This window comes from Roseburia sp. 1XD42-69 (genome assembly GCF_003612565.1).
Classification (GTDB): domain Bacteria; phylum Bacillota; class Clostridia; order Lachnospirales; family Lachnospiraceae; genus Roseburia_B.
This window is the reverse complement of the sequence record NZ_RAZG01000014.1, coordinates 44,588-69,644: the sequence shown is the minus strand read 5'-3', so window position 1 is coordinate 69,644 and position 25,057 is coordinate 44,588. Positions and strand designations below refer to the sequence as shown.

Here is a 25,057-nt window from a genome sequence, read left to right as displayed (position 1 = left end):
GGTAAAAAATGAAGAACAAATTCAACAAAAACAGAGGTATTGCAGTTTTTTTGATTACTTTGTTGATCATTGCGGGGCTTGGCTATTATTCCTTTGTAATTCTCTCCTCCACAGGGGTTGGGGAGAATAAAAGCATTAAGCTGGGGCTTGACCTGGCAGGGGGCGTGAGCATTACCTACCAGATTGAAAGTGAAAATCCTTCCAAAGAGGATATCAACGACACTATTTACAAGTTGCAGAAGCGTGTGGAGGGCTACAGCACGGAGGCTGTTGTGTACCAGGAGGGAGACGACAGGATCACCGTGGAAATCCCCGGGGTCACAGATGCCAACGAGATATTGGAGGAGCTGGGGAAACCGGGATCCTTAGAGTTTCAGACCTCTGACGGGGAAGTCTTTATGACAGGGGATATGGTAGCGGATGCCCAGGCAGCTACCATTACCAACAACATGGGAAATAAGGAACATGTGGTGGAACTGAAGCTGACAGATGAGGGGGCAAAGGTTTTTGCAGACATGACAACAGAAAATGTTGGAAAAATCCTTCCCATTGTCTATGATGAGCAGGTAATCAGCGACCCGGTGGTAAATGAGCCCATTACAGGGGGAACGGCACAGATTTCCGGCCAGTCCACCTTTGAGGAGGCAAACCAGCTTGCCACTTATATCCGTACAGGATCCCTTTCCCTGGTGTTAAATGAGATGCGTTCCCAGGTGGTGGGGGCACAGCTTGGAAGCGATGCCATTTCTTCCAGTTTAAAGGCGGCGGCTATAGGCCTGATACTGGTTATGGTGTTTATGATTGCTTTTTACTTTGTTCCCGGTGTGGTGGCGTCCATGGCACTTGTCATTTACACAGAGCTTATCATTGCCATTTTGTATCTCTTTGAAGTGACCCTTACCCTGCCTGGTATTGCAGGTATTATTCTCTCCATCGGTATGGCTGTGGATGCCAACGTAGTTATTTTCGGCCGTATCAGAGAGGAGATTGCCACGGGAAAAACAGTTTCCACCTCCATTGACATCGGATTTAAAAAGGCAATGTCCGCCATTGTGGACGGAAACATTACCACCCTGATTGCGGCCCTTGTGCTTGGGCTTTTAGGCTCCGGCACGGTAAAGGGATTTGCCATCACACTGGCCATCGGTATTCTTTTGTCCATGTTTACTGCCCTGGTTGTCACAAGGGTAATTATGAATTCCCTGTTTGCCCTGGGGCTTAGGGAGGAAAAATTTTACGGCAAGGCAAAAGAGAGAAAGGTTATGCCCTTTGTGGAAAAGCGATTCCTGTTTTTTGGCATATCCATTGCAATTATTGCTGCGGGATTTATCGCTATGGGCGTGTACGGCTCTAAGGGAAACGCCTTAAATTACGGCCTGGATTTTAAGGGGGGTACCTCCACTACGGTTCCCTTTGATAAGAGTTATAGCATAGAGCAGGTTGATTCGGAAATGGTTCCCCTTGTGTCAGGGGTGACAGGGGACAGCGATGTGCAGACTACCCAGGTACAGGGAAGCAACCAGGTGATTTTTAAGACCAGAACCTTAAGCCTGAAAGAGCGTGAAGAACTAAATAAAGTCTTTGTGGACAACTACGGGGTAAATGAAAATGATATTCAGTCCGAGAGCATCAGCTCCGCCATCAGCTCCGAAATGCGGGGAGATGCGGTGAAAGCAGTGATAATTGCGGTTATCTGCATGTTAATTTACATCTGGTTTCGGTTCAGCGATGCCAGGTTTGCCGTCAGCGCCATTGCAGCCCTTGTACATGATGTGCTTATGGTGCTTGTCTGCTATGCACTGGTTCGTATCTCCGTGGGAGGCACTTTTATCGCATGTATGCTGACAATCATCGGTTACTCTATCAATGATACCATTGTTATTTTTGACCGTGTCAGGGAGAATGCAAGGGGAAAAAATATTAAGGAAGTGGCAGTTTTGGCTGAGATTTCCAATAAGAGCCTAACCCAGACCTTGAGCAGAAGCATTAACACAAGTATTACCACATTTATTATGATTTTTATGCTGTGGCTTCTCGGCGTGGCGTCTATCCGTGATTTTGCACTGCCCATCATGGTAGGCCTTATCAGCGGAACCTATTCTTCTGTGTGCATTTCCACAGAGCTTTGGTATGTGCTTAAGAGAAGGTTCGGTAAAAATAAAGCAGCTTAGTAATTGTGTGAATTGGAGGAATCATATGTATACATTTGAAGATATCAAAAAAGTTGACATGGAGGTGGCGGAGGCCATCACAGCAGAGTTTGACAGACAAAGCAGCCATATCGAGCTGATTGCTTCAGAGAACTGGGTAAGCCCGGCGGTAATGTCGGCAATGGGCAGCGTGCTCACCAATAAATATGCGGAAGGTTATCCGGGAAAGCGGTATTACGGAGGATGCGACTGTGTGGACGTGGTGGAAGATTTGGCTAGGGAGAGGGCAAAAAAACTTTTTGGCTGTGAGTACGCCAATGTGCAGCCTCATTCCGGGGCCCAGGCAAATATGGCAGTGCAGTTTGCCATTTTAAAGCCGGGGGATACGGTGATGGGCATGAACTTAGACCACGGCGGGCATTTGACCCACGGAAGCCCTGTAAACTTTTCCGGCTCCTATTTCCACATTGTCCCCTATGGGGTAAACAATGAAGGTTTTATCGACTATGACAAGGTAAGGGAAATTGCCCTGGACTGCAAGCCTAAAATGATTATCGCAGGGGCAAGCGCATACGCAAGGACAATCGACTTTAAAAAATTCCGTGAAATCGCAGATGAGAGCGGCGCCGTTTTAATGGTGGATATGGCCCATATAGCGGGCCTTGTGGCGGCAGGGCTTCACCCAAGCCCAATTCCCTATGCGGATGTGACCACAACAACCACCCATAAAACTTTAAGAGGGCCAAGGGGGGGCATGATTCTCTGTAATAAGGAAGCTGCGGAAAAATATAACTTTAACAAGGCAATTTTCCCCGGTATCCAGGGAGGGCCTTTGATGCATGTCATAGCGGCCAAGGCAGTTTGTTTTCAGGAGGCTTTGCAGCCGGAGTTTAAGGAATATGCAAAAAATGTGGTGGAAAATGCCCAGGCTTTGTGCAGCGGCCTGAAAAAAAGAGGAATAAAGATTGTTTCTGACGGAACGGACAATCATTTGATGCTGGTGGATTTAACTCCTTTAAACCTCACAGGGAAAGAAGTGGAAAAACTGTTGGATGCTGTAAATATTACCTGCAATAAAAATACCATTCCAAACGACCCCAAATCTCCCTTTGTCACCAGCGGAATCCGTATCGGAACCCCGGCAGTAACCTCCAGAGGATTAAACACAGAGGATATGGACCAGATTGCAGAAGCCATAGCCCTTATGTTAAAAGAGGGAGACGCAAAGGCAGAAGAAGCAAAAGCCATTGTAAAAGCGTTGACTGACAAATATCCCTTGAAGTAAAAGTAACAAGGACACATAATATTCATAGAAAATTAAGAAAGAAAAATTGCATTTACAAAAATATAGTGATAAGATGGTTACGGACTGGAATTTGTCCGCAGCCATCTTTTTTTGCCCTGGACAGGTGTATCCCAGGGGCGGCGTTATAAATCAGGAGGAACCTATGAGTAAAAAGAAAGTTGGAATCATAATCGGAACAGTGGCAGTGATTGCGGCGGCAGCCGCAGTTGCGGTATGGAAATTTGGCGGTAATATGGGCCATGACAGCAAAGACAGAGTATATGTGGAAAAAGTATCTTCTATTATGGGAAGTTCGGCAGGGATGCAGAACCGTTATTCCGGTTTGGTACAGCCCCAGAAGACAGTGGATATCAATGCGGATTCCGAGAGGACGATAAAAGAGTTTTTGGTAAAAGAGGGGGATACCGTGGAGGAGGGAACGCCCCTGTTCGTCTATGACACAGAGGATTTGGAAATGGATCTCCAGCAGGCAAAGCTTGAGATTGAGAATACGGATTTGGAAATCAGCGGATACAGAAGCCAGATAGCAGAGTTAGAGAAGGAGAGAAATGCAGCCAGCGAGGACGGGAAATTTGAGTATACCACTCAGATTCAGTCTGTCCAGACCCAGATTCGCCAGGCGGAATATGAAAAATCCAGTAAAAAGCTGGATATAGATAAGATTCAGGCTAAAATTGACAATTCGGAAGTGGCCAGCACGGCGGAGGGCGTGGTTAAAACCTTAAACGACCCCAAAACCAGCGATGCAAACAATATGGGGGGGGAAAACAACGCCACAATCTCCATTATGGTGACGGGAACCTACAGGGTAAAAGGCACTTTGGACGAACAGACCATCAATGCGGTTTATCCCGGAAGCCCTGTGATTATCCGCTCCCGTGTGGATGAGACACAGACCTGGACTGGCACGGTGGACAATATAGATACGGGGGAGACGGCAGGGAGTGACAACGATGAGATGATGTCCTACAGCAGCGGAGGGGATGACGGTTCCAATTCCGCCAGCAAATATCCCTTTTACATATCTCTTGACAATGCAGACGGGCTTATTTTAGGCCAGCATGTGCTGATTGAGCTGGATCAGGGACAGACTGAGGAAAAGGAAGGGCTGTGGCTTTACGCCAGCTATATTGTTATGGGAGAAGGGGGAAACGGGGAGGAATCTCTGGCTATGGATCAAAGCATGGATATTGCCGGGGAATCCCTGTTTAACACGGAAGCAGATATTGCCGGGGAATCCCTGTTTAACACGGAGACAGATATTGCCGGGGAATCTTTGTTTAACACAGAGACGGGATTTGACGCCCTGGGGGATCTGGGAGGAGATTCGGATATAGCAAGTGATGTGGATGTTTCGGGGGCAGACACAGGTACAGGAGAGGCTTTTGTCTGGGCGGATGACGGAAATGGAAAACTGATGAAAAAGCCCGTGGTGCTTGGTGAGTATGATCCCATGATGGATGAATACCAGATTCTTTCCGGCCTTACGGAAAATGACTATATTGCCTTTCCTATGGAAGGATTGTATGAGGGGATTATAACAGTTACCGATCAGGAGGAGGTAGACTATTCTTCCGGCCTGTACAATCAGGAAGGTACGGAATACATGGATGAATTTGGCACGGAGATGCTGGATGAAAACTGGGATGGCACGGAGATGATGTTTGACGGGGATAGTGTAAATATGGATGAATTTGGCACGGAGCAGATGTATCCTGTGGATATTACAGATTTTGGAAACGGGGGAGAGGATGGCTCCGATACGGAGGAGGTGTCGGAATGATATTGGATTTGCAGCATATTTTTAAGGACTACAATCAGGATAAACTTGTAGTTCCTGTGCTGAAAGATGTAAACCTCCAGGTGGAGGAGGGGGAATACGTGGCGATTATGGGCCCCTCTGGTTCCGGGAAGACCACATTGATGAATATTATCGGCTGCCTGGACCGCCCCACCTCCGGAGCTTTTGAGCTGGCGGGGACAAATATCCTCACCTTAAAGGATAAGGAGCTTTCCAATGTGCGCCTTAACAGCATAGGTTTTGTGTTTCAGAGTTTTCATCTGATGCCAAAGGAGACGGCTTTAGAAAACGTGTCCCTTCCCTTAAGCTATGCAGGGGTAAAAAAGAAAGAGAGAAAAGAGAGGGCCCTAAAGGCGCTGACAAGAGTGGGCCTTGAGGACCGTGCCACATTTATGCCAACCCAGCTTTCCGGTGGGCAGAAACAGAGGGTGGCCATTGCAAGGGCCATGGTGAATAACCCAAAGATTCTTTTGGCGGATGAGCCCACGGGAGCTTTGGACTCCAAATCGGGCGCCCAGATTATGGAATTGTTTCAAAAGTTAAACGACGAGGGGGTAACCATTGTAATGATTACCCACGACAGTAACATTGCCTCCCATGCAAAGAAAGTATATAACATTATCGACGGTGAAATCTCCCAGGCAGCAGAGAAGGAGGAGGACCATGAAGAAAAAAATTAAAAAAATTATTATATTTTTGATTGTGGTGGGAATTCTGGCAGGGGCAGGCGCCGGCGGCGTTTTTGCCTACCAGAGTTACCGCAGGGAAAACCTCACGGCGGAAGTCGTCTATGTCTCTAACTTAAATTGGGGATTTTATGAGGACGGAGGTGTGACCAGCGAGGGAAATATTACAAATGATTACGCCCAGAACATTTACACCGAGGATAAGACCGTAAAGGAAGTCCTGGTGAAGGAGGGGGATACCGTGGATGTGGGGACGCCTCTTTTAATTTATGACACCACCCAGGAGGAAATTCAGGTGGAGATGAAAGAGCTGGAGGCCCAGGGCATTGCAAATAAGATTATCCTGGCCCAGAGGGAACTGGAGAGGTTAAAGAAAGTGACCCCTGTGCCGGACGACCAGGCGGATAATATTCATACTACCGTCCCGGGGAGCGGCGCAGCCCCATCCACCCCTATGAGAGATGTGGTTGTGATGCAGGTGCAGCAGAAAGTGGGGGATGCCTACAATTATATTGATAAATCCGCAAAGCCCTACACCGGGAAAGGAACCCCGGAGGAGCCCTACCGGTTTGTGTGCACCCCGGAGTGTTATGTGACAGGGACCTATTTAAACAAGCTTGTGAAAAATGAGCAGGCGGCGGCATTTGAAATCTGGTCCGGAAATAGTAAGGACATGGGAAACCTCCAGAGCTGCTGGACGGTGGACGGCTCCGACATGGGGGCTGTAGAGGAAAACACCAAATGGCTGGTAACCACCCAGGAAGTGATGGAGGAGGAAAGTTACCAGGAAGAGGAAGAGATAGAGGAGGATGAGCCGGAAGAGGATACAGTGGAAGAAGTATACACTGTTTCGGAACTTAGGCATGCCATAGAGGAAAAAGAGCGGGAAATCAAAGACTTGGATATTGACAAGAGAAAATCAGACTTGGAATTAAAAAAGCAGAAGAAAAAGGTGGAGGAGGCACAGGTAGTCTCTGCCATTAAAGGTGTGGTGAAGTCGGTGGCGGATGTGGAAAATCCCCCTGCGGACGGAAGTCCTTTTATGGAAGTTCAGGGTTCCACAGGTATCTATGTGCAGGGAAATGTCAGCGAGCTGATGTTAGACCAGGTGAAAGTGGGCCAGGACATTACCGTAAGTTCCTGGAACAGCGGCCAGACATACACGGCCACGGTGTCGGAGATCTCAGATTATCCCTCGGAAAATAACGGATGGTACGGCGGGGATGGCAATTCCAATGTGTCCTACTATCAGTTTACCGCCTATATTGAAAATCCCGAGGGCTTAAAAAACGGGGATTATGTGAATCTTTCCATGACAGGGGAGGTATCCCAGGAACAGTCCAATAAGCTTTATATTGACAAAGCCTATGTGAGAGAGGAAGGCGGAAAATATTATGTGCTGAAAGTCGGGGAGGACGACCGCCTGGTAAAACAGTATGTGCAGACAGGGAGAACCATATATGGTTCTGCCATAGAAATTAAAGGTGGATTAAATGAGAGTGACAGAATTGCATTTCCGTACGGAAAGACAGCAAAAGAAGGAATCCGGGCAGTGGAATCCGAAAATATGTAAGGGGGCAGGATATGTTAGAAAACATTCGGTTATCGTTTAAAGGCATCTGGTCCCATAAAATGCGTTCCTTTCTTACCATGCTGGGCATTATTATCGGTATCGCAGCCATTATCGCCATTGTCTCTACTATTAAAGGGACAAACGAGCAGATTAAGGAAAACCTAATCGGTTCCGGGGACAATACCGTGGAAATTTCCCTGTATCAGGGAGACTGGACTTACGAGATGGGATATGAGGGGATTCCTGCCGGGGTGCCGGTGATTAACAGCCAGATGATGGAGGAAATCAAAAATATAGACCACGTGGTGGGGGCCTCCGCCTATCTCTCCAGACAGGAATATGAGGTGTACCATTTAAATACCTCTATTTCCGGAGGAAATGTTTTAGGGGTGGACAACAGCTATTTTTCCACCTGCAATTTTATTATCCGCAGGGGAAGGGGATTTTCCGAAAAGGATTACTCCCAGTTTAGGAAAGTGGCATTGCTTGACAAGGATTCCTCCGACGCGCTGTTTCAGGGGGAGGACCCCTTGGGGAAAACCATTGAGATAAAAAAAGAGCCCTTTGTGGTAGTGGGGATTGTGGAAAAGTCAAAAGTATTTGAACCCACCATTAACAGCATAGAGGATTACTATACCTATTCCCAGGATGCATCTGGGAAGATATATATTCCAAACAGTACCTGGCCCATTATCTATCAGTTTGACGAGCCCCAGAACCTTGTGATTGAGGTGGAGAGCACAGACGATATGACAAACGCCGGGAAAAGCGCCGCTGATATTTTAAACAGTTATGTGACCACCAGTGATGAGACATTAAAATATAAGGCGGAGGATTTATTGGAGCAGGCAAAACAAATCCAGCAGCTTAGTCAGTCCACAAACAGCATGTTAATCTGGATTGCGGGAATCTCCTTAATTGTAGGGGGGATTGGCGTTATGAATATTATGCTGGTGTCCGTGACGGAGAGGACCCAGGAAATAGGGCTGAAAAAGGCTATCGGGGCCAAAAAGTCCAATATATTAGGGCAGTTTTTAACGGAGGCGGCAGTTCTCACCAGCATGGGGGGGATTATGGGCGTGGTATCCGGCATTATTTTAGCGGAAATTATCTCCAGGCTCAGCGAGATGCCTGTGGCAATCAGTGTTCCGGCAGCCGTAGGGGCAGTGGTGTTTTCCATGGCTATCGGGATTGTATTTGGAGTGTTCCCCTCCTATAAGGCGGCCGCCCTTGACCCCATTGAGGCATTGCGGAGAGAATAAATCTAAAGGGGAGACGGAAAGGAGAAGGCCATGAATAAAATCGAGGAATTAATCGGATACGGCAGGGAAAAGGGATGCTCCGACATTCATCTCACTTTTGGAAGCGAGCCCGTGATGCGGTGCGCAGGGGAGCTTGTGGTTTTAAAAGGCTATGGCATTATGAATGACGAGACATTGATGGAATGTGCGGACCTTGTTTTAAAAGGGGCAGGGGGCAAAGTTGCCGGGGGAGAAAGCCTGGAAGATTTGGATGTGTGCTACGAGACGAAAGAGGGCAGCAGGAACCGGGTAAATATTTACCGCCAGCAGAACCATGTCACATTGGCAATCCGCCTGTTAAAGGAGCATATCCCCACGATAGAAGAGCTGAACCTGCCGGAGGGCATAAGAGAGCTCACAAGCTTAAGGCAGGGGCTGGTACTGGTAAACGGCCCCGCAGGCAGCGGAAAGTCCACGGCCCTTGCGGCTATGATCCATGAGATAAATGTGAATTTTGCCAGACATATTATTACGGTGGAGAATCCTACGGAGTACCGCCATGTGAACCGAAAAAGCATTGTAAACCAGCGGGAAGTGGGAACGGATGTTTCCAGTTTTGCCCAGGGAATTAAAAGTGCCTTAAAGGAAGACGCAGATGTGATTCTTGCCGGAGCCCTCCAGGATACGGAGACGATTTTGGCAGCTTTAACGGCTGCGGAGACAGGGCATCTTGTGTTTTCCGCCCTTCACATTGCAGGGGCGGAAGAATCTGTCTCCTATATGGTGGATTTATTCCCTCAGCACCAGCAGCAGCAGATAAAGGCCAGGCTCCAGGCATCTTTGCGGGCGGTGGTATCCAGGCAGTTTTTGGCTGATGGGGATAAAAGCAGAAGAAACACGGAAGTTACAGTTATGGGCCGGAAGTAATGTATTCTCATTGAACCAAAGCCTTTCTTGTGATACAATGTAGCATATGTGAATAAAAGGGACAGGTATGTCTGATGGAAGGAGTTTGTATGTTACACAAAAAGATAGGATTTTTATGGGGAGCATTGGCAGTGGGAGTTTTTCTTAGCGGCTGCGGCAGCAAGTCGCCCTTAGACCCGAAAAATCCCGTGGCAATCGATGTGTGGACGTATTACAACGGAGATCAGCTCTCGGCCTTTGACAGCCTTGTGGAGGATTTTAATGCCACAGTGGGCAGGGAGAAAGGCATTGTGGTGAAAGGGTACAGCCAGGGCACTGTAAATGATTTGGAGACGAATGTGCTCTCAGCAATCAAGGGGGAAGTGGGAGCGGCGGAAGTGCCGGATATTTTTGCCGCATATGCGGATACGGCCTACGCAGCCGACCAACTGGGCCAGGTTGTGAATTTAAAGGAATATATGAGCAAGGAGGAAATTTCTTCTTATATTGACAGTTATATAGGGGAAGGGGATTTTGACGGGGATGGTGAGATTAAAATATTTCCCACGGCAAAATCCACAGAAGTTCTTGTGTTAAATAAGACAGACTGGGACAAATTTGCAGGGGAGACCGGGGCAGATTACGAAGATTTGCGGAATATGGACGGGCTGTTACAGACAGCGCAGAAATATTACGAGTGGACCGATGGGAAAACCCCCGATGTCCCGGGAGACGGAAAAGCTTTTTTTGGCAGGGATGCCATGGCAAATTACATGCTGGTTGGCAGCATGCAGCTTGGAACGGAGGTTTTTCAGGTCTCTGAGGGAAAGATGACTTTAAATTTTGATAAAACCACGGCCCGCGCACTGTGGGATTATTACTATGTGCCCTTTGTGAAAGGGTATTTTGCGGCGACGGGGCGTTTCCGCAGTGACGATATTAAAACAGGGAATATTATCTCCTATGTAGGATCTTCCTCCAGCGTCTATTTTTTCCCAGGGGAAGTGAACAGAGATGACGGTGAAAACTACCCCATTGAGATGGATGTGCTGCCCTGCCCCAAATTCTCCGGGGAGAATTCGGATTATGCCGTGCAGCAGGGCGCCGGAATGGTGGTGACAAAGGGAAATGATGCGAAGGTATATGCCTGCGTGGAGTTTTTGAAATGGTTTACCGCAGATGAGCGGAATATAGAGTTTTCTGTAAATTCCGGCTACCTTCCGGTGACAAAGACTGCAAATCATATCAACGCCATAGAGGACAGCGGGGTTATGATAAATGACGATGTAAAAAAGATGCTTTCCGTGGCTGTAGATACGGTAAACGAAAATCAGATGTACACTACCAGGGCTTTTGAGACAGGGACCAAGGCCCGCAATATTTTAGAATATTCCTTAAGCGATCGGGCAGCGGCGGACCGGGAAGAGGTGGCCGGGAAAATGGCTTCTGGGATGTCCCTTTCGGAAGCGGCAGAAGATTTTATTTCCGACGCATCTTTTGAAGCCTGGTATGAGGAAACCTTAGAGCAGCTTAAGGCATTGGAAGGTTAAAGGATACGGGGGACGGCAATGTCTGGAAAGAAAAAAGACAGAACAATTTTTCGGGTATTGGTGCTGCCGATGATAAGCATATTGGCCCTGGAGCTTTTTGTCCTGGCTGGAAGCCTACAGTTTGGGGGCGTGATGAGAGAGCTGAACGAAAACGCCCGGGATATGTTAAAGCAGCAGGTGGAAAACAGAGGAAATTATCTTCTGACGGAAATGATTGGAAATTGGTCCAATCTGGATATGATATCAGCTCAGATGAATTCCATTGTGGAGGAAAAAATAAACAGCGGGGAAATTACCCTGGAGGACTTGGATAAAAATACCAAGGGCTCCCAGGAACTTTTAACAGCCATATGTCCGGAGCTGATACAGGGGATGCGTAATAAGCAGGTTTCCGGTATTTTTCTCATACTAAACACCGGGACATTCTCCGGGGAGGACGGGCTGGATGCACTTCAGGGCATTTATCTTCGGGATTTGGACCCTTCTTCCGCCCCTTCCCCAAGAAATGAGGATATTTTAACGGAGCGGGCCCCTGTGGAGGTGGTGCGTTCCGGGCGGATTGCCACGGATACGGGCTGGCAGCCTGCCTTTTCCGGGGAGGACGGGGGAAAGAGCCCGTATTTTTACAAGCCCTTTTTGGCGGCTTATAAAGATGAGGGAAAGCTTCCGGCAAAAGAATACGGCTACTGGACTGCGGAACCCTATACATTGTCAGGAGATAAACGCCTGGCAATTTCCTATTCCGTGCCCCTTATTTTAGAGGATGGGACGGTGTACGGGGTTTTGGGAGTGGAAATTTTAACAGACTATATGCGGTCACTTCTCCCCTGCGGTGAACTTATGGAGCAGGAACAGGGATCTTATCTTCTGGCAGTTTCTAAGGAGGGGGATCACAGGCTTTTGCCGGTGCTTTCTTCCAGTGAAGCCATGACAGGGGAGGCATTGAATGAGTTGGTATTTTCTCTGGAGGAAAAAGATTCCGGTGAGGCTTATGATGACAGCGGAAATTATTTCGGGGCGGTAAAACCCTTAATTATTTACAGCAATAACGGGCCTTTTGAGTCGGACAGATGGTATCTTTTGGGAATTGGGGCACAGAAGAATCTCTATGCTTTTTCCAGGCAGATACAGACCATGCTGTTTTTGTCTTTTATTCTTACGATTGTAATCGGGCTGATAGGAATCTTGTTTGTCAGTTACCGGTTATCCAAGCCCATAAAGCATCTTTCCCACGAAGTGGAACAGGCCAAAAAGAGCAGTCTGCTCCCGGAGCTTACGGATACCGGCATCCGGGAAATTGACCAGTTTGCCCATGCCATTGTAAGGCTGCAGAAGGAGGTTATGGATTCCTCCACACGTTTTTTGCAGATTATTAACATGGCAAGTGTGGATATCGCCGGATATGAGGTGAAAGAGGGTGCGGAGGAAGTATTTGTGACAGAAAATTATTTCCCTATGCTTGGCCTTTCCGGGGTGGATACCGAAATGCTCACCCCGGAGGAATTTCTGGAAAAATCAATGCATGCAAGACAGAGCCTTCCATCTTCGGTTTCAGAGGAAAACGGGATTGTTTATAAAGTACCGCTGGACGCCCACAGGGTGCGCTATGTGCGTTTTGAAGATATGCAGGACGGAAAACGCCATGTGGGATTGGTGGAGGATGTGACTGCAAGTACGTTAGAAAGGATGCGGGTAGAGCGGGAAAGGGACTGCGATGGCCTTACAAAGCTCTTTAGCAGGCGGGGATTCCGGAGGGAAGCAGATGCCTTGTTCCTCAACCCGGAAAGGTTAAAACAGGCAGGGCTTTTAATGATAGATTTGGATAACCTGAAATCCACCAATGATACCTACGGCCACAATTTTGGGGATATGTACATTCAGACGGCAGCAAAATGTTTTTCGGAAAATACGCCGGATGATACCCTTTGCGCCCGGATTTCCGGGGATGAATTCCTGATTCTTTTCTATGGTTATGACAGCTATGTTGAAATATGGGAAAAGTTAAAGGATTTGTACCGTGCCATCGGTGAAGTGAAGTTTCATTTTCCCGACGGAACCAGTATGGGCTTAAGCGCATCCGGCGGTGTAGCCTGGTTTCCCAAGGACAGCCGCGATTTGTCTGATTTGATGAAATATGCGGACTTTGCCATGTATCAGGTAAAATGTACCAAAAAAGGTGAGCTGAAAGAGTTTGACGAACAGGCTTATCAGCAGAAAATTTTCCTGAATCAGAGCAGGCTGGAATTCAACCAGATGCTGGAGGGGGAAGGGCTGACGTATCATTTCCAGCCTATTTTCTATGGCCGGGACGGGAATGTGTTTGCCTATGAAGCTTTGATGCGTGTGAATTTCCCCACGCTGCGCTCCCCGGAAACCGTTCTGAAGATAGCGAGGGAAGAAGGGCGGATGCAGGATATTGAGCGGCTCACTATGTTTCGGGCAAGCCAGTGTTACTGCACGCTGTTAGAGGAAGGAAAAGTGAAAGAAGAGGCGCTTTTGTTTTTAAATTCCATTGCAAACGTGTCCATGACAAAGGAAGAAGGGCAGCGCTACCATGAGGAATTTTCCCATATTCAGGGGAGGGTTGTGGTGGAAATTACAGAGGCGGACCATCTGGATATGGAGCTGATAAACAAGAAGAGGGCGACGGAGGGATTCTCCGGCATGTTTGCCCTGGATGACTACGGCAGCGGGTACAACAGTGAGATTAACCTGTTGGAATTAACACCGGAGTTTGTGAAGGTGGATATTATCATTGTGCGGAATATTGACAGTGACCCCAATAAACAGCAGATTGTCTCCAATATCGTGGAGTATGCCCACAAAAGGGATATGGTGGTGATTGCGGAGGGCTTAGAGACACAAAATGAGGTACAAAAGTGTCTGGAACTTGGGGTAGATTTGCTCCAGGGTTATTTTCTGGCCCGCCCTGGGGAGGTTCCCCCTGAGATTAACCCGGAGGCATACCGTGTGATAAAAGATTACTGGGAATAAAAGGAGCTGTAGAATAGATTTTATGCTTCAAGTGTGGTATACTAACACTGAAAGTACTTTTAAGGAGAGAAAGAGGAAAAGACATGATTGATTTAAAATTTTTGAGGGAGAACCCTGAAATCGTAAAACAGAATATCAAAAATAAATTCCAGGACAAAAAGCTGCCCCTGGTGGATGAAGTAATTGCATTGGATTTGCAGTCCAGGCAGGCAAAACAGGAGGCGGACAGCCTTCGGGCCAACAGAAATACAGTGTCCAAGCAAATTGGGGCACTTATGGGCCAGGGGAAGAAAGAAGAGGCCATGGCTTTAAAAGAGCAGGTGCAAAAAGATGCCAAGCGGCTGGAAGAGTTAGAGGAGCAGGAGAGGACGCTTCAGGAAAAGGTGAATCAGATTATGATGACCATTCCAAATATAATTGACCCCTCGGTGCCCATTGGAAAAGACGACAGCTGTAACGTGGAGATGGAAAAGTTCGGGGAGCCCATTGTCCCTGATTTTGAAATTCCCTACCATACGGAGATTATGGAACGCTTTTGCGGCATTGATTTGGACGCCGCGGGAAAAGTGGCGGGAAACGGTTTTTATTACCTTATGGGGGATATTGCAAGGCTTCATTCCGCTGTGATTTCCTATGCCAGGGATTTTATGATTGACAGGGGATTTACTTACTGCGTGCCGCCCTTTATGATCCGCAGCAACGTGGTGACAGGGGTGATGAGTTTTGATGAGATGGATGCCATGATGTATAAAATCGAGGGGGAGGATTTGTATTTAATCGGAACCAGCGAACATTCTATGATTGGGAAATTTATTGATACCATAAACGAGGAGGACAAGCTTCCCTACACCCTTACAAGCTATTCCCCCTGTTTTAGGAAGGAGAAGGGCGCCCACGGCATAGAGGAGCGGGGGGTGTACCGTATCCATCAGTTTGAGAAGCAGGAAATGATTGTGGTGTGTAAACCGGAGGAATCTCCCATGTGGTATGAAAAACTGTGGCAGAATACCGTGGATTTGTTCCGGAGCTTGGATGTTCCGGTGCGCACTTTAGAGTGCTGTTCCGGGGATTTGGCAGATTTGAAGGTGAAATCCTGCGATGTGGAGGCATGGTCCCCCAGGCAGAAGAAATATTTTGAGGTGGGAAGCTGTTCCAATTTAGGGGATGCCCAGGCCAGGCGCTTAAAAATACGGGTGAAGGGCAAGGACGGGAAGTATTTTGCACATACCTTAAATAATACGGTAGTTGCGCCGCCCAGGATGTTGATTGCATTTTTGGAGAATAACTTAAACCCAGACGGAAGCGTAAATATTCCTGAGGCATTAAGACCTTATATGGGCGGAAAAGAAAAAATGGAAGTTGTAAAATAGTTTATTTTATTATATATTAGAGAAATATAGCAGGAAAAGGACTGAATTTTCAGAACCTTTTCCTGCTTTTTTAATCTTTCCTTTTACAGCACCTGGTCTTCCTCACTGGGAATATATCTTGCAATTTCGTCTAAGCCGCAGTGCAGGATGCGGCACAAATCATTTAAGGTGGTGGTGTTCATGGGCTTGTTTTTCCGGAGTTTGTCAAGGATTGCGCTGGAAATATGGTGCTTATTAATCAGTGTATAGGTAGTTTCCCCGGAATTGCTTAAGGTTTCCCAGAATGGGCTGTATTCTATCATTTTCGTTTCCTCCTTGTGCGGGTTTATAAGATTAATGTATGATGTAGTTTTGTTCTTGACTATAGTTAGAAAGATGACTATAATAGTAGAGTGTGTAAAATTACAAAAAACATTCAGGCGCAGGAAAAAAATTAGGAATCTATTCTGCCGGGGGAATTGCAAATGAGGAAAAAATTGTGGGAAATGACACTGGGAATTTTGTATCTATCCATCTTTGTTTATCAGTTGGCAAGCAGGGATACCATAAGGCTGAGTTTTGATTTCCCCGTGGGGACGGGGATAGGCTGCAGGGTGCAGGCAGTGATTGATCTTCCCGGAAACCGGGAAAATCCCTTAGATTTCACCTTAAGATATGACGGCGGCAGGCTGGTGTACTGCAAAGAGGCGAAAGGAAAAGGGTTAAAGGGGCTTTCCGTTGTATCCGGGCTGTCGGAGACAGGGGAGATGCTGCTTGAGATATCAGCCCTAACGGGAAACCGTTTTTGGGGCGGGGGAAAAATTATTCTGGAATTTTATGTAAAAAAGCCCTGTCGGGACATGTATGAATATTTAAAACTTTGTGATGAAAAAATGAAAAAAGTGAAAAATCCCTGCTGCCGGATTGACAATGATTTTAGAAAAAATTATAATGATGGAAATGGTTTTAGAAAAAATAAAAAGGCGGATGAAAATTAATGAATTTTTTGTACAAATTGGAGCGGAAATTGGGAAGGTTTGCCATACCGGATTTAATTGTCTATCTTTTGGCAGGGTACGTTATCGGTTATACCTTAAGCTATGTGGCTCCCCAGGCGCTATATTATCTTACCTTAGAGCCCTATTTTATTCTTCACGGGCAGGTTTGGCGTCTCATTACCTGGGTGCTGATTCCACCTGGCACAAATCTGATTTTTGCACTGATTATGATGATGTTTTACTTTCAGCTTGGAAGAAGCCTGGAGCAGACCTGGGGGACATTCCGGTTTAATGTATATATTTTCGGCGGCATTATCTTTACGGTAATTGGAGCCTTTGTCCTTTACGGGATATATTCCCTCATGGGGATAAAGGCTGTTGGAATGGGAGGATATTTCAGTACCAACTATATCAATATGGCCATATTTCTTGCTTTTGCCATGTGTTACCCTGAGATGCAGGTGCTTTTGTATTTTGTGATTCCCATAAAGATGAAGTGGCTGGCATGGCTGTATGTGGTGCTCATTGCCCTGTCCCTTTTTGAAAACGGCTGGGCGGGAAGGGTTGCCATTATCGCCTCACTGCTAAACTTTATTGTATTTTATTTATCCACCAGGAACTACCGGCAGATTTCACCCAGGGAGATAAAACGAAAGCGGAATTTTAAAACCCAGATGAGAGCCCCAGTGGGATACGGCACCTCCAAGCACAAATGTGCCATCTGCGGCAGGACGGAAAAGGACGACCCCAATCTGGAATTTCGTTTTTGTTCCAAATGTGCAGGTAATTACGAATACTGCCAGGATCATTTATTTACCCATACCCATATGGGGGATGGGAACAGAAAAATGTAGGAGACACATATGAGAGATACGATTTTGTTGTTTGAATCCAGGGATTTGTGTTATGAGTCCAACCAGTATTTTATGGAGCAGCTAAACCAGGAATTTCAAAGGGCCGGATACAAAACCGAAATCTGTGATTTGTCTCTTGACATGGAAGAAAAATTAGAGGATGTGTTAAAGCGGCGGCAGGAATTTTCCGCCGCTTTTGATTTCAATTCCAGGCTTACCAGGGCGGAAATGGAGGATGGCACGCCTTTTATCGATGCGCTTTCCATTCCCTTTTTCAATTATCTGGTGGATCATCCCCTGTATCACCACGGGGGGCTTAGGCGAAAGTTTGAAAATTATTCCGTTATCTGTATTGACAAGCGCCATCAGGAGTATATCAAACACTATTATCCCCACATAAAAAATGTTTTTCTGGTGCCTCTCGGGGCGGTGGAGGCAGGGAAAATACAGACTTTGGAGGAAAAGCGCTTTGACCTTCTTTTTCTGGGGACCTATGTGCCTGCGGAAGAAATTTATGAGGAGATTTCGGATTACCCATGGGAGCAGAAAAAGGAAGTGCTTACCCTGATAGAGTGGATGGAGGCGGAGCCGGAATTTACCCAGGAGGATGCGCTTTTTCAGTATCTTATAAAGACAGGGGAGGAGCTTACCCGGGAAGAATTTGCCAGCCGTTTGCACAGAGATTATATTGTGGACAGATACCTTCGTTTTCTTAAGCGGAAAAAGATATTGTCGGAGGCGGCAAAATCTGGAATCCCCCTTACGGTTGTGGGCCATGGGCTTGCGGAGATTCCGGAATTGCATAGTAAAAACGTCACCATATATCCCGGGGTGGGATTTGCCGTCTCGGCCCAGATGATAGCGGATGCAAAAATCCTGTTAAATATTACCCCGGGATTTCTGGGGGGCGTCCATGACCGGGTATATTCTGCAAGGGTCAACCGTACCCTTTGCTTTACGGAAAAAAATCCTTACACCGAAAGCCATTTTATGGATGGGGAGGAAATTGTGCTCTATGATGAAAGGAAGCCGGAACGTATTTTTGAACTGGCATGGAAGCTTTTAAATGACAGGGAAGCCCTGGTAAGAATTGCCGGGAATGCCTGTGAAAAAGCCATGTTACAAGAAACCTGGCAGTGCCGGGGGCAGCAGATACTTAACATTATCCGGAATTTCTGAAACTTTTCCGGTTTAGGCTTGATTTTTCTACAGATTACTATGTATAATAATGTCAATAGCGACACAAAAATCAGGAAGGAAAGATTGAAAGAATTATGGAACACGAAACAGAATCCCGAAACTTTATTGAGCAGATTATAGATATGGATATATCGGAAGGGCACTGCAGGGAGGTACATACAAGATTTCCTCCGGAACCAAACGGTTATCTTCATATCGGACATGCCAAATCTATTTTGTTAAATTATGGTTTGGCAAAGGAATACGGGGGGAAGTTTCATCTCCGTTTTGATGATACAAATCCCACCAAGGAAAAAGTGGAATTTGTGGAATCCATAAAAGAAGATGTGAAGTGGCTGGGGGCGGACTGGGAAGAGCGTTTGTTTTTTGCCTCCGATTATTTTGACCAGATGTATGAGGCTGCGGTAAAGCTGATTAAAAAAGGAAAAGCCTATGTATCTGATTTAAGTGCAGAGGAAATCCGTAAGTACCGGGGAACTTTGACGGAAGCCGGAAAAGACGATCCAAGTGCAGGCAGGAGCGCGGAAGAAAATCTGCGGCTGTTTGAAGAGATGAAAGAGGGAAGATATCAGGACGGGGAGAAAGTGCTTAGGGCCAGAATCGATATGTCCTCCCCCAATATTAACATGCGTGACCCGGTGATTTACCGGGTGGCACATATGGAACACCACAATACCAAGGACAAATGGTGTATTTATCCCATGTATGATTTTGCCCATCCCATTGAGGATGCCATTGAGGGGATTACCCACTCCATCTGTACCCTGGAGTTTGAGGATCACAGGCCTCTTTACGACTGGGTGGTGCGGGAACTTGCATACGAGTATCCTCCAAAGCAGATAGAATTTGCCAAATTGTATCTCACAAATGTGGTGACTGGAAAGCGTTATATCAAGCGTCTGGTGGAGGAGGGTATTGTGGACGGCTGGGACGATCCCAGGCTTGTGTCCATTGCAGCCCTGCGGAGAAGGGGATTTACCCCGGAATCCATTCAGCGTTTTGTGGAACTCTGCGGGATTTCAAAGAGCAACAGTTCCGTGGACTACGCCATGTTAGAGTACTGCATCCGCGAGGATTTAAAGTTAAAGAGGGCCAGGGTGATGGCGGTGCTTGATCCCATTAAGGTGGTGATTGACAATTATCCGGAAGGGCAGACAGAGGAGCTTACCATTGTAAACAATATGGAAAACGAAGCTCTGGGAAGCCATACCGTGACTTTTGAGCGGGAGATTTATATTGACAGGGAGGACTTTATGGAAGTGCCTCCGAAAAAATATTTCCGGATGTTCCCGGGAAATGAAGTCCGCCTGATGCAGGCATATTTTGTCACCTGCAACAGTTTTATAAAAGACGAAAACGGAAAAGTCACCGAGATTCACTGTACCTACGACCCCGCCAGCAAAGGGGGGAACAGTCCAGACGGAAGAAAAGTGAAGGGAACGATTCACTGGGTGCCTGCCTCCACCGCAAAAAAAGTGGAAGTCCGTCTTTATGAAAATATTGTGGACGAGGAGCTTGGGGTGTACAATGAGGACGGCAGTTTAAATTTAAACCCAAATTCCCTCACAGTGTTAAAAAATTGCTTTGTGGAACCATTTGGGGCAGATGCAAAGCCCTATGACAGTTTTCAGTTTGTAAGACAGGGATATTTCTGTGTGGATGCAAAAGACAGTACCCCAGAGAACCCGGTATTTAACCGTATCGTATCCTTAAAGAGTTCCTATAAATTGCCGGATACAAAATAACATGGAGGAAAAAATATGAATTTGCTATCAGGATTAGAGAAATTTGGCTTAAACGTGGAGAAAATAGACAAGGACTTGTTTAAGAAGGAGTTTGAAAAGCAGAACAGCAGGCCAAAGTCCAAAATACAGCCCTCCCAGTCTGAAAAAGATTTTCTCTACAACAAGAAAATAAACTGTACTGTATGCCGGGATCCCTTTGATGTGAAAATTGTGAAGAGTGCCAGGCTTAGGCGCATGGAGCCGGACTTTGACCTTCGGCCCAGATACCATGACATTGACCCGGTAAAGTATGATGTGTATTCCTGTCCCCACTGCGGTTATACGGCTATGCCCCGCTATTTTGAGCACCTCACCAAAGGGCAGATTGAGCTGATTAAAGAAGAAATCTGTGAGAACTTTGTATTTCCCACTGAGGATGAGCCGGAGACTTACGATTTGGAGACTGCCATCACCCGCTATAAACTGGCTATGTTTACTTCCATTACCAAACATGCCAGGGATAGTGAGATTGCTTACACCTGTTTAAAAATTGCCTGGCTGTACCGGGATTTACTCAAGGAGATGCCAGAGACAAATGCAGAGGAAATTGCTGCAAAAAAAGAGGCGGCGGACCTGCAGGCAGAGTTTTATAAGGAGGCATTTGAGGGATTCCAAAAGGCAATTTCTTCTGAGGATTTTCCTATTTGCGGTATGGACAGCTACACCATGGATTACCTTATGGCATGTCTTGCATTCCATTTTAAACAGTATTCCTACGCATCAAAGTCCATCAGCAATATTCTCTCTTCCCAGACGGCCCAGAGGAGGATTAAGGATAAAGCCTTAGATTTAAAGACGGATATTGTAAATGCCATTAAGCAAGAGGCAGCGGGTAAATAGGAGAAACTATGACAGAATTAATGATTCCTTTGGACAATGATTCTGCCAGGCCGCTGTATCAGCAGATTTATGAATATATCAGAAAAGAGATAGCAGACGGTAAGATTTCCTGTGGGGAAAAATTACCGTCTACTCGTTTATTGGCAAAGCACCTTCTTTTGTCCCGGAGTACGGTGGAAACCGCCTATGAGCAGCTTTTTGCAGAAGGGTACATTGAGGCCAGGGACAGGCGGGGATATTATGCCAGTGATATATCGAAACTATATCTGGAGGGGGCAGGGCAGAAGGAGAGAAAAAGCAGGATTCCTGTTAGGACAGAAGAAAAGGAGAATTATAAAGTTGTTTTTTCCCCAGAGGGAAGTGAAATGGGATGTTTCCCTTACGGCGTCTGGAGAAAAATTTCCAAAGAGCTTTTGTCAGGGGATGACCCGGAACTTTTCCTATCCGGGGAACCTGCGGGAGAACGTAAACTCCGGGAAGCAGTCTGCCGTTATCTCTACCATGCCAGAGGGGTAAACGCCTCTCCAGAGCAGATTGTGGTGGGGGCAGGGAATGAGTATCTCTTAATTCTCCTGGCGCAGATTTTGGGAGAAAAAAAGAGGGTTGCAATGGAAAATCCTACATATCTTAAGGCGTATTATACTTTTTCCCATATGCACTATGATATTTGCGCCATAGAGATGGACGGCGGAGGGATACTCTTAGAAGAGGTAGAAAGAGAAAAACCTGATATTGTATACACGATGCCCTCCCACCAGTTCCCCATGGGAGCGGTTATGCCCATGAAGCGCAGGCTGGAGCTTTTGCACTGGGCCTTAGGAGGGGAGCGTTATATTATTGAGGACGACCATGACAGTGAGTTTCGCTATCGCGGGAAGCCGATTCCCTCCCTGCAGGGAATCGACAGAAAGGGAAGCGTGATTTATATGGGGACATTTTCTAAAAGCATCAGCCCATCCCTCCGTGTCAGCTATATGGTGCTGCCGGAGGGGCTTTTGGAGAGATACCGCAAAAATTGTGGCTTTTATGCCTCCACCGTGCCAAAGGAGCAGCAGTTAAAGCTTACCGCATTTTTTAACCAGGGGCATTTTGAGCGGTACTTAAACCGTATGCGGGGAGTTTACAAAGGCAAACATGACTATCTCTTAGGGCTTTTGCGGAAAGAGCCCTGGGTGCATAAGATTTACGGGGACAATGCGGGAATGCATCTCTTAGTGGAGGTGGATTCGCTTTTGTCCCAGGAGGACATTGTAAACCGGGCCAAAGAAAACGGGGTTGTTGTGTATACTTTAGAGGAGTACCAGATACCGGGAAGCGTTTTAAAGGAAAAGGAATATCCCACCCTGCTTTTGGGTTATGGGGCATTGACTGAGAAAGAGATGCAGTATGGTGTGGAAGTATTGGGGGAGATTGTGAGGTGAAGCTATGTTTTTTAAGAGAGAGAAAAAGGCAGAGGGGTTGGAAGAGAAATCCTTTGACCGGGAGAAACAGATACCTGTGTTAAGGTGCAGTATCTGCAACGGGGAGCAGGTGGCAGGTTTTAAGGATAGGGAGACCGGGAAATTCCATGAGGCGGCTTTTATACGAAATGAGAAGGAACTGAAAGAATTTATGGAAATATACGGGATTGAGAAGATTACGAAGGAGTATTAAGGAGATGGTACGATGATGTCCATAGCAGTTTGCGATGATGAAATATTAGAATGTCTCACCATCACGGAAAAAATTGGAAAAGTCTTAAAAGAACTGAACATACCCCATGTAATCCGCCAGTTTACCAGCGGCACAAAACTCCTTAAGGCTGCAGAAAGCTTTGATTTGGTGTTTCTTGATATCCTGATGCCGGATTTGGACGGCATGGAGACGGCAAGGCTTTTTCGAGAGAAGTCTTGTGAAAATATGCTGGTATTTCTCTCCGCCAGCAGGAAATATGTATTTGACGCCTATGATGTGGAGGCTTTTTGGTATCTCCTAAAGCCTTTGGACATGGGGAAATTGAAAACCGTTCTCATAAGGGCTGTGGAAAAGACAAAGAAAACTTCCGGGGATTTTATTATGGTGAGTAAGGAGAGGCAGAAGATCAAACTGTTTTTAGATGACATCAGTTATTTTGAGATTATGGGGAGGATGATTGTGGTTCACGGTCCAGAAGGGAATTTTACCTACTACGGGCGCATGGGTGTTTTGGAGGAGAGCCTTTTGGAAAAAGGTTTTTTCCGGTGTCATAAGAGCTATCTTGTGAATCTGAAATATGTGGACGGATATAACAGACAGGAAATTTTTCTGGATACCGGGGAGAAAATTGGAATTGCAAAGAGGAGATATGAACTTTTCTGTCAGGAATATCTGAGATTTATGAGAAAAAACGGAGGGATTTTATGAGCCCGTTTTTTTCCCTGTGGGATATGGCGGTGTCACTATTTTGCTATGTGGGAGAAAGTTTTGCCGCCGTAGTGTTTTTAAAGAAATTTTTTCAAAGTTCCCGGCAAAAAAAAATTGCATGTATCCTTTTGCTGACGATTTTTAAGATGGCCTGGTATGTTTTTTTCGTGGTATGGGGGATGCCCTATCTCATGGCGGCGGTTTTGCAGCATTTGTTTTTTATTGTCCTGGTTGTGCTTTTCTTTCAGGGAGGCAGGGAGGTAAAAATTCTGGCAGGTGCTTTTTTGATTCTTGCCATGGGTTTGTGCAAAGAATTCTTGGAATCCCTTTTCAGCGGGGGGACGTTAATTTTCCTTCACACATTTCGGGGGATACCGGAGCCTTTTTTAGAAGAGGGGGAGATACTTGTTATTCAATGCATGGAAACCCTCATATGCACAGGGGGGATTTTCCTTTTATCCCGCCCCATGGAGTCTGTATTTTGCGGCAAGACAAAGAGGTGGTATTTTTTGCAGTCCATTCCTGTTTTTCTGCTGATTTTTGTGGTGGATATTGCGGAATGGGGAGCCAGCAGAGGGGTTTCGGTAAAGCCCAACGGCGGGAACCTATATTACAGCCAGCTTTCTGCCTATGGGGAAATCTGCATCCTTACCCTGCTGTGCGCCTTTGCCGCAGGAGTTTTTATTTTCGGAATGGATGAACTGTATGTGCAGCAGCAGAAAAGCGCAAAGTACCTGGCCCAGATTGCCTCTTATAAAATGCTGGAAGAAGAGGACAGAAAAGGGGAGCGCCTGCGGCATGATATGAAAAACCATGTCATTGCCTTAAAAAATCTTTTGGAAAAAAGAGATTGGGAAAAGATGGAGCAATATCTCTCTGCTATGGAGGAACAGGGGGGAGTAAGGGCCGGGGCGGTTACGGGAAACCGGGTAATAGATGCCCTGCTTTACCGGAAGAAAAAGCTTGCAGAGGAGAAGGACATCCCATGGCGCTGTGAGGTGAATATACCAAGGGAAACAGGCATAGATGAATTTGACCTCTGCGTGATTTTAGGGAACATGCTGGATAATGCCATAGAGGGGTGCAAAGCTTTGCCGGGAAGGGATGCTTTTATTGATGTACAGGTAAAAACGGTGAAAAAGTGTCTGCTTTTTGAAGTGAAAAATACTGCGGATTTAAAAGAGATACCAGAGAGGGGATTTACAGGGAAAGAAAACCCCAAAGGCCATGGCATCGGGCTTTTGAACATAAAGGATACAGCGGAAAAGTATGACGGGACGGTGCAGACGGAAGTGGAGAACGGGGTGTTTTCCATCTCCGTCCTGCTGCCTTTTTGCCGGACATGACATGGAACAGACCCTTTGTAACAGAAATGTTATGTAAAATTTCATGTTGCCGAAATAAGAAATATACCTGCAGGGCAGATAAGCCGGCCCTGGAGTG

20 protein-coding genes are annotated in these 25,057 nt (G+C 46.5%); 19 read left to right on the top strand and 1 reads right to left on the bottom strand.

Features of this window, described 5'->3' with window-relative positions; all coding sequences use genetic code 11:
• Window positions 1-8 precede the first annotated feature (8 nt).
• From secD to serS, 10 genes are all read left to right on the top strand, one after another.
• On the top strand, window positions 9-2,171 hold the full coding sequence (secD, locus tag D7Y06_RS09310) for a protein translocase subunit SecD (protein ID WP_120407535.1): 2,163 nt from the start codon (window positions 9-11) through the stop codon (window positions 2,169-2,171).
• 25 nt (window positions 2,172-2,196) lie between these two features.
• Complete coding sequence (gene glyA / locus D7Y06_RS09305; RefSeq protein ID WP_120407534.1) at window positions 2,197-3,435, top strand: serine hydroxymethyltransferase; 1,239 nt, start codon at window positions 2,197-2,199, stop codon at window positions 3,433-3,435.
• Window positions 3,436-3,598: 163 nt separating this feature from the next.
• The gene (locus D7Y06_RS09300; RefSeq protein WP_158591333.1) at window positions 3,599-5,239 is read left to right on the top strand and encodes an efflux RND transporter periplasmic adaptor subunit; all 1,641 of its coding nucleotides are present in this window, start codon (window positions 3,599-3,601) and stop codon (window positions 5,237-5,239) included.
• A complete protein-coding gene (locus tag D7Y06_RS09295; protein WP_120407532.1) occupies window positions 5,236-5,937 on the top strand; it encodes an ABC transporter ATP-binding protein in 702 nt (233 codons plus the stop codon). The genes D7Y06_RS09300 and D7Y06_RS09295 overlap by 4 nt, the downstream gene beginning before the upstream one ends.
• Window positions 5,921-7,516 (top strand): HlyD family efflux transporter periplasmic adaptor subunit, encoded by a 1,596-nt coding sequence (locus D7Y06_RS09290; protein WP_158591332.1) that lies wholly within the window; start codon window positions 5,921-5,923, stop codon window positions 7,514-7,516. Before D7Y06_RS09295 ends, D7Y06_RS09290 begins: the two co-directional genes overlap by 17 nt.
• Before the next feature lie 11 nt (window positions 7,517-7,527).
• Complete coding sequence (locus tag D7Y06_RS09285; protein ID WP_120407530.1) at window positions 7,528-8,778, top strand: ABC transporter permease; 1,251 nt, start codon at window positions 7,528-7,530, stop codon at window positions 8,776-8,778.
• A gap of 30 nt (window positions 8,779-8,808) precedes the next feature.
• The gene (locus D7Y06_RS09280; protein ID WP_120407529.1) at window positions 8,809-9,684 is read left to right on the top strand and encodes a type IV pilus twitching motility protein PilT; all 876 of its coding nucleotides are present in this window, start codon (window positions 8,809-8,811) and stop codon (window positions 9,682-9,684) included.
• Window positions 9,685-9,773: 89 nt separating this feature from the next.
• Window positions 9,774-11,213, top strand: coding sequence for an extracellular solute-binding protein (locus tag D7Y06_RS09275; RefSeq protein ID WP_199714675.1), 1,440 nt, complete (start codon window positions 9,774-9,776; stop codon window positions 11,211-11,213).
• Window positions 11,214-11,231: 18 nt separating this feature from the next.
• Entirely contained in the window at window positions 11,232-14,207 is a 2,976-nt protein-coding gene (locus D7Y06_RS09270) for an EAL domain-containing protein (protein ID WP_120407527.1), read from the top strand.
• Window positions 14,208-14,290: 83 nt separating this feature from the next.
• Entirely contained in the window at window positions 14,291-15,577 is a 1,287-nt protein-coding gene (gene serS / locus D7Y06_RS09265) for a serine--tRNA ligase (RefSeq protein ID WP_120407526.1), read from the top strand.
• Between the two features lie 83 nt (window positions 15,578-15,660).
• On the opposite strand, the gene D7Y06_RS09260 is transcribed toward serS, so the two are convergent.
• Window positions 15,661-15,879 (bottom strand): helix-turn-helix domain-containing protein, encoded by a 219-nt coding sequence (locus D7Y06_RS09260; protein ID WP_120407525.1) that lies wholly within the window; start codon window positions 15,877-15,879, stop codon window positions 15,661-15,663.
• Window positions 15,880-16,041: 162 nt separating this feature from the next.
• On the opposite strand from D7Y06_RS09260, the gene D7Y06_RS09255 reads away from it, so the two are divergent.
• The 9 genes from D7Y06_RS09255 to D7Y06_RS09215 all read left to right on the top strand — a co-directional run bounded on the left by D7Y06_RS09255 (window position 16,042) and on the right by D7Y06_RS09215 (window position 24,960).
• On the top strand, window positions 16,042-16,554 hold the full coding sequence (locus tag D7Y06_RS09255) for a hypothetical protein (RefSeq protein WP_120407524.1): 513 nt from the start codon (window positions 16,042-16,044) through the stop codon (window positions 16,552-16,554).
• Complete coding sequence (locus tag D7Y06_RS09250; RefSeq protein WP_120407523.1) at window positions 16,554-17,408, top strand: hypothetical protein; 855 nt, start codon at window positions 16,554-16,556, stop codon at window positions 17,406-17,408. The genes D7Y06_RS09255 and D7Y06_RS09250 overlap by 1 nt, the downstream gene beginning before the upstream one ends.
• Window positions 17,409-17,417: 9 nt before the next feature.
• Entirely contained in the window at window positions 17,418-18,587 is a 1,170-nt protein-coding gene (locus D7Y06_RS09245) for a glycosyltransferase family protein (protein ID WP_120407522.1), read from the top strand.
• A gap of 95 nt (window positions 18,588-18,682) precedes the next feature.
• Window positions 18,683-20,353 (top strand): glutamine--tRNA ligase/YqeY domain fusion protein, encoded by a 1,671-nt coding sequence (locus D7Y06_RS09240; protein WP_120407521.1) that lies wholly within the window; start codon window positions 18,683-18,685, stop codon window positions 20,351-20,353.
• A gap of 15 nt (window positions 20,354-20,368) precedes the next feature.
• Window positions 20,369-21,232: a DUF2225 domain-containing protein gene (locus D7Y06_RS09235; RefSeq protein WP_120407520.1), complete on the top strand. Its 864-nt coding sequence runs from the start codon at window positions 20,369-20,371 to the stop codon at window positions 21,230-21,232.
• Window positions 21,233-21,240: 8 nt separating this feature from the next.
• The gene (gene pdxR, locus D7Y06_RS09230) at window positions 21,241-22,653 is read left to right on the top strand and encodes a MocR-like pyridoxine biosynthesis transcription factor PdxR (protein ID WP_120407519.1); all 1,413 of its coding nucleotides are present in this window, start codon (window positions 21,241-21,243) and stop codon (window positions 22,651-22,653) included.
• 4 nt (window positions 22,654-22,657) lie between these two features.
• Window positions 22,658-22,885 (top strand): aspartate dehydrogenase, encoded by a 228-nt coding sequence (locus D7Y06_RS09225; RefSeq protein ID WP_120407518.1) that lies wholly within the window; start codon window positions 22,658-22,660, stop codon window positions 22,883-22,885.
• Window positions 22,886-22,897: 12 nt separating this feature from the next.
• Complete coding sequence (locus D7Y06_RS09220; protein ID WP_120407517.1) at window positions 22,898-23,614, top strand: LytR/AlgR family response regulator transcription factor; 717 nt, start codon at window positions 22,898-22,900, stop codon at window positions 23,612-23,614.
• Window positions 23,611-24,960, top strand: coding sequence for an ATP-binding protein (locus D7Y06_RS09215; RefSeq protein WP_120407516.1), 1,350 nt, complete (start codon window positions 23,611-23,613; stop codon window positions 24,958-24,960). The genes D7Y06_RS09220 and D7Y06_RS09215 overlap by 4 nt, the downstream gene beginning before the upstream one ends.
• Window positions 24,961-25,057: the final 97 nt, after the last annotated feature.

Bases quoted from the DNA above. Each gene is read 5' to 3' on its own strand.
- secD (WP_120407535.1), top strand. From the start codon at position 9: ATGAAGAACAAATTCAACAAAAACAGAGGTATTGCAGTTTTTTTGATT.
- glyA (WP_120407534.1), top strand. From the start codon at position 2,197: ATGTATACATTTGAAGATATCAAAAAAGTTGACATGGAGGTGGCGGAG.
- D7Y06_RS09300 (WP_158591333.1), top strand. From the start codon at position 3,599: ATGAGTAAAAAGAAAGTTGGAATCATAATCGGAACAGTGGCAGTGATT.
- D7Y06_RS09295 (WP_120407532.1), top strand. From the start codon at position 5,236: ATGATATTGGATTTGCAGCATATTTTTAAGGACTACAATCAGGATAAA.
- D7Y06_RS09290 (WP_158591332.1), top strand. From the start codon at position 5,921: ATGAAGAAAAAAATTAAAAAAATTATTATATTTTTGATTGTGGTGGGA.
- D7Y06_RS09285 (WP_120407530.1), top strand. From the start codon at position 7,528: ATGTTAGAAAACATTCGGTTATCGTTTAAAGGCATCTGGTCCCATAAA.
- D7Y06_RS09280 (WP_120407529.1), top strand. From the start codon at position 8,809: ATGAATAAAATCGAGGAATTAATCGGATACGGCAGGGAAAAGGGATGC.
- D7Y06_RS09275 (WP_199714675.1), top strand. From the start codon at position 9,774: ATGTTACACAAAAAGATAGGATTTTTATGGGGAGCATTGGCAGTGGGA.
- D7Y06_RS09270 (WP_120407527.1), top strand. From the start codon at position 11,232: ATGTCTGGAAAGAAAAAAGACAGAACAATTTTTCGGGTATTGGTGCTG.
- serS (WP_120407526.1), top strand. From the start codon at position 14,291: ATGATTGATTTAAAATTTTTGAGGGAGAACCCTGAAATCGTAAAACAG.
- D7Y06_RS09260 (WP_120407525.1), bottom strand. From the start codon at position 15,879: ATGATAGAATACAGCCCATTCTGGGAAACCTTAAGCAATTCCGGGGAA.
- D7Y06_RS09255 (WP_120407524.1), top strand. From the start codon at position 16,042: ATGAGGAAAAAATTGTGGGAAATGACACTGGGAATTTTGTATCTATCC.
- D7Y06_RS09250 (WP_120407523.1), top strand. From the start codon at position 16,554: ATGAATTTTTTGTACAAATTGGAGCGGAAATTGGGAAGGTTTGCCATA.
- D7Y06_RS09245 (WP_120407522.1), top strand. From the start codon at position 17,418: ATGAGAGATACGATTTTGTTGTTTGAATCCAGGGATTTGTGTTATGAG.
- D7Y06_RS09240 (WP_120407521.1), top strand. From the start codon at position 18,683: ATGGAACACGAAACAGAATCCCGAAACTTTATTGAGCAGATTATAGAT.
- D7Y06_RS09235 (WP_120407520.1), top strand. From the start codon at position 20,369: ATGAATTTGCTATCAGGATTAGAGAAATTTGGCTTAAACGTGGAGAAA.
- pdxR (WP_120407519.1), top strand. From the start codon at position 21,241: ATGACAGAATTAATGATTCCTTTGGACAATGATTCTGCCAGGCCGCTG.
- D7Y06_RS09225 (WP_120407518.1), top strand. From the start codon at position 22,658: ATGTTTTTTAAGAGAGAGAAAAAGGCAGAGGGGTTGGAAGAGAAATCC.
- D7Y06_RS09220 (WP_120407517.1), top strand. From the start codon at position 22,898: ATGATGTCCATAGCAGTTTGCGATGATGAAATATTAGAATGTCTCACC.
- D7Y06_RS09215 (WP_120407516.1), top strand. From the start codon at position 23,611: ATGAGCCCGTTTTTTTCCCTGTGGGATATGGCGGTGTCACTATTTTGC.